Below are 3,303 nucleotides of genomic sequence, written 5' to 3' on the forward strand. Positions count from 1 at the left end.
ATGGAGATCCCTACACCGGCAATGTCTCGGTGAGCTGGGGCGCGCGGTTGGATACCGTCAAGGCCTTTACAGACTATCCCTATGCACCGTATGACGGACCGGACGGAGACTTCTACATGCCTTACTACGATGGAAATGCCTATGACCATGCGAATGAGATTTTCCGCACCGGTTCGAAGCTGGAGCACAACTTCTCGCTGTCAGGCGGAAGCCAGGATATCACCTATTTCCTGTCCTTCAGCTCCATGGACCATACCGGCGTGATCAAGGGCCCGAATAACTATTACAACCGCAAGACGGCCCGCATCAAAGGCACCTATCATGTGAACCAGAAGCTCAGCATCACCGGCAATATGTCCTACGCGCTTGACGATGGTGCCTTCGTCCAACAGGGCTCGAACGTGAGCGGGCTGTTGCTGGGTGCCTTCCGTACGCCACCCAACTTCAATAATGAAGAGTATCTCACACCAGAAGGCTGGCATCGCTCCTATCGCAATCCGAATCCTACCTCCGAAGCAGGAACTCGGCTGTATGATAATCCCTTCTGGACTATTTACAAAGTGAGAAACCTGACGGAGGTCAGCCGGACCATCGGAAACCTGCAAGTGAATTGGGAGGTCTTGCCTGGCGTGAATGTCAATTATACGCTTGGTGCAGACTTCGCCGAAGACCTCAGACGGACGTTCATGCCTCCAGGGAACTCCACCTGGCCAACTGGCTATATCGATCGCTTTGTGAACAATCGGATGCAGATTGATCACAACCTTTCGGTAAACGCACCGTTCAGCCTGGGACCCGGCATAAGCGGGACGTTATCCTTTGGTCAGGTACTAAACCGTCGGGTGAACAACGACTTCGGCACGGAAGGACATAATGTTGGTACCAGCTTGAACCAGCAGTTACCAAACACCACGGTGTATACGCCTTACGAGTACGAGTGGGCCATTCACACGGCCTCCTCGTTCGGGAATGTCTCGCTGGACCTGATGGATCAGCTCTACCTGAATGCAGGACTCAACCGTGAAGGTTCCACCACGTTCGGTAAGGAGGAAGACGCTCAGATCTGGGCGCTCTTCCCCAGAGGTAGCGCTACCTGGGTCTTCACCAAGATGCTACCTCTACCGGGTATCAACTACGGCAAGCTGCGTCTGGCCTGGGGTCGTGCCGGGAACCAACCCAGCGTCTATTCGACCCTCAGTGGCTATACCAATAACCTCATAATCGATGGCTGGGTGACTGGCCTCAATCCCAACTACGCCGGCTATAGCGGGCTGTATTCCCATTTCCAGAAAGCAGCCGTTGACATCAAGCCGGAGATATCAACTGAGATCGAGTTTGGCATCGACCTGGCCCTGTTCAACAGTCGCCTGGGTCTGGAAGCCACGTACTACAACTCGGAGACCCAGGACGCGATCTTCGGAATCCCGCTGCCCCCGAGTACGGGCTATGCCCAACAGGTCAAAAATGGAGCAGTGATCTCCAATAAGGGACTGGAATTGGTCCTGAGCGGGCGCCTGTTGGACACCAAGGACCTGAAGTGGGATGCCCGGTTCCTCTATGCCAGCAACAAGAGCCGGGTACTCGAACTGCCCGACGCCGAGCACGTGGGACTGGGCGGATTTGTCAGCTGCACGGGTGAATCCTTTGCCCCTGATACCCTGGCCGATGGGTCGGTCAAATACCATCCGGTTGGGACGCTGTACGGGGCTGATTTTGTCCGTTTCGGTCGTGGTACCGTTATTTCGGATCCCGATGGAAATCAGGTCAACATCGACGAAGCCTTCCCTGGTTGGAAAGAGGATGACCTGTTCATCGGCTGGGATGGTTTCCCGTTGCAGGATGGGGCCTTGCACATAATCGGTGATCCCAATCCTGACTGGACCGGCAGCTTCTCCACCGACCTGAGCATCGGGAAGTTCATCACCGTATCCGCTCTGGTAGACATCAAAATGGGTGGCGATGTATGGAACGGCACCAAGGGTGCGCTGTATTTCTTCGGTACCCATGGTGATCAGGTAGAGCGGGCTGCCAGCTGGTGGGACTATGATAACAATACCGGTTACCGCAACACGGGTTACTTCTGGGAAGTGGATGCAAACGGTAAGCCGGTTGGACCAACCATTGACTTCACCGATCCCATGTTCTACAACCGTTATGATTTGGGGGGCGAGGCCGGTAAGCCCTGGGGTCCAGGTGCACCTAACGGTGTCATCCCGGATACCTTGCTCGTTCCGGCAGGTGAAGTCTGGTGGGCCAGCAACCTGGGCAGCGGTTTTACCGGGCCAGGTTCGCAGTTTGTTGAGGATGGATCCTACATCAAACTGCGCGAGGTCGCCGTCGCTTTCCATCTGCCAAATGCCCTGTACTCCGGTCTGGGGATCCGCAATGTGTCGCTACGTCTGAGCGCTCGGAACATCTACACCTGGACCAAGTACACCGGGATTGATCCGGAAACGAACATAAGCGGCGCAGATAACCTGCGCGGCCTGGATTACTTCAATAATCCCCAAACCCTGTCAACCATCGCTACCCTCATGGTAGACTTTTAAGACTTAGGAGGACGAATCATGTCATTTCTAAGAAAGTATCGTTTCGCTGCCGGGGTGGTGATGATGGCCATCCTGGTGGGAGCCTGCACCAGCTGGGTGGAGGATTGGAATGATAACGACCTCTACGAGGATCCCAATCAACCATCAGTGGCAGGCATTAACCAGCTGTTTACAGCCATCCAGGTCTCGGGCTTCTTCTTCCTGGAAGGTCACATAGCCCGGACGGCAGCTATCTGGACCCAACAGATGGCTGGCACCGAGCGTCAGTACGCCCAGCTTGCGCAGTATTCTTACAGCGCGAGTGACTGGGAGAATGAGTTCTACTTCGTGCACGCGGGTGGCGGTCTGGTGGACATCCGGCAGATCATTGAGAAAGCGAACGCGGCTGAGGATAAAGTCTATGCCGGCATCGCCAAGGTGTGGGAAGCGTTGATCATCGGTACTGCGGCCAGTGTCTGGGGTGATCTGCCCTATTCAGAGGCCGTTAATCCAGAAATTCAATACCCACATTATGACGTGCAGGAAGACATCTACGATGCGCTCCAGGTGCTACTGGATGAGGCCATCGAGGATCTCGGCGGCAGCGGCGAAGGACCAGGAGCGAATGACTTCGTCTTTGGCGGCGACGCCGACAAATGGATCGCAGCCGCTCATACCCTCAAGGCCCGTCTGCACATGCACTGGACGGAAGTCGATCCGGCCAATCGCACACTGGCTCTGGCTGAGGCACAGCAGGGCATCAGCTCGATAGATG

At 55.5% G+C, this 3,303-nt stretch carries 2 protein-coding genes; both read left to right on the forward strand.

Going from position 1 to position 3,303, the window contains the following annotated elements; translation table 11 throughout:
- On the forward strand, positions 1-2,549 hold a 2,549-nt coding region (locus ACETWG_04190), incomplete at its 5' end, for a hypothetical protein (GenBank protein MFB0515790.1).
- An 18-nt stretch (positions 2,550-2,567) separates the two neighbouring features.
- Positions 2,568-3,303, forward strand: a 736-nt coding sequence (locus ACETWG_04195) for a SusD/RagB family nutrient-binding outer membrane lipoprotein (protein ID MFB0515791.1), incomplete at its 3' end; no start/stop codon positions are given.

The organism is Candidatus Neomarinimicrobiota bacterium, from assembly GCA_041862535.1.
Classification (GTDB): domain Bacteria; phylum Fidelibacterota; class Marinisomatia; order SCGC-AAA003-L08; family TS1B11.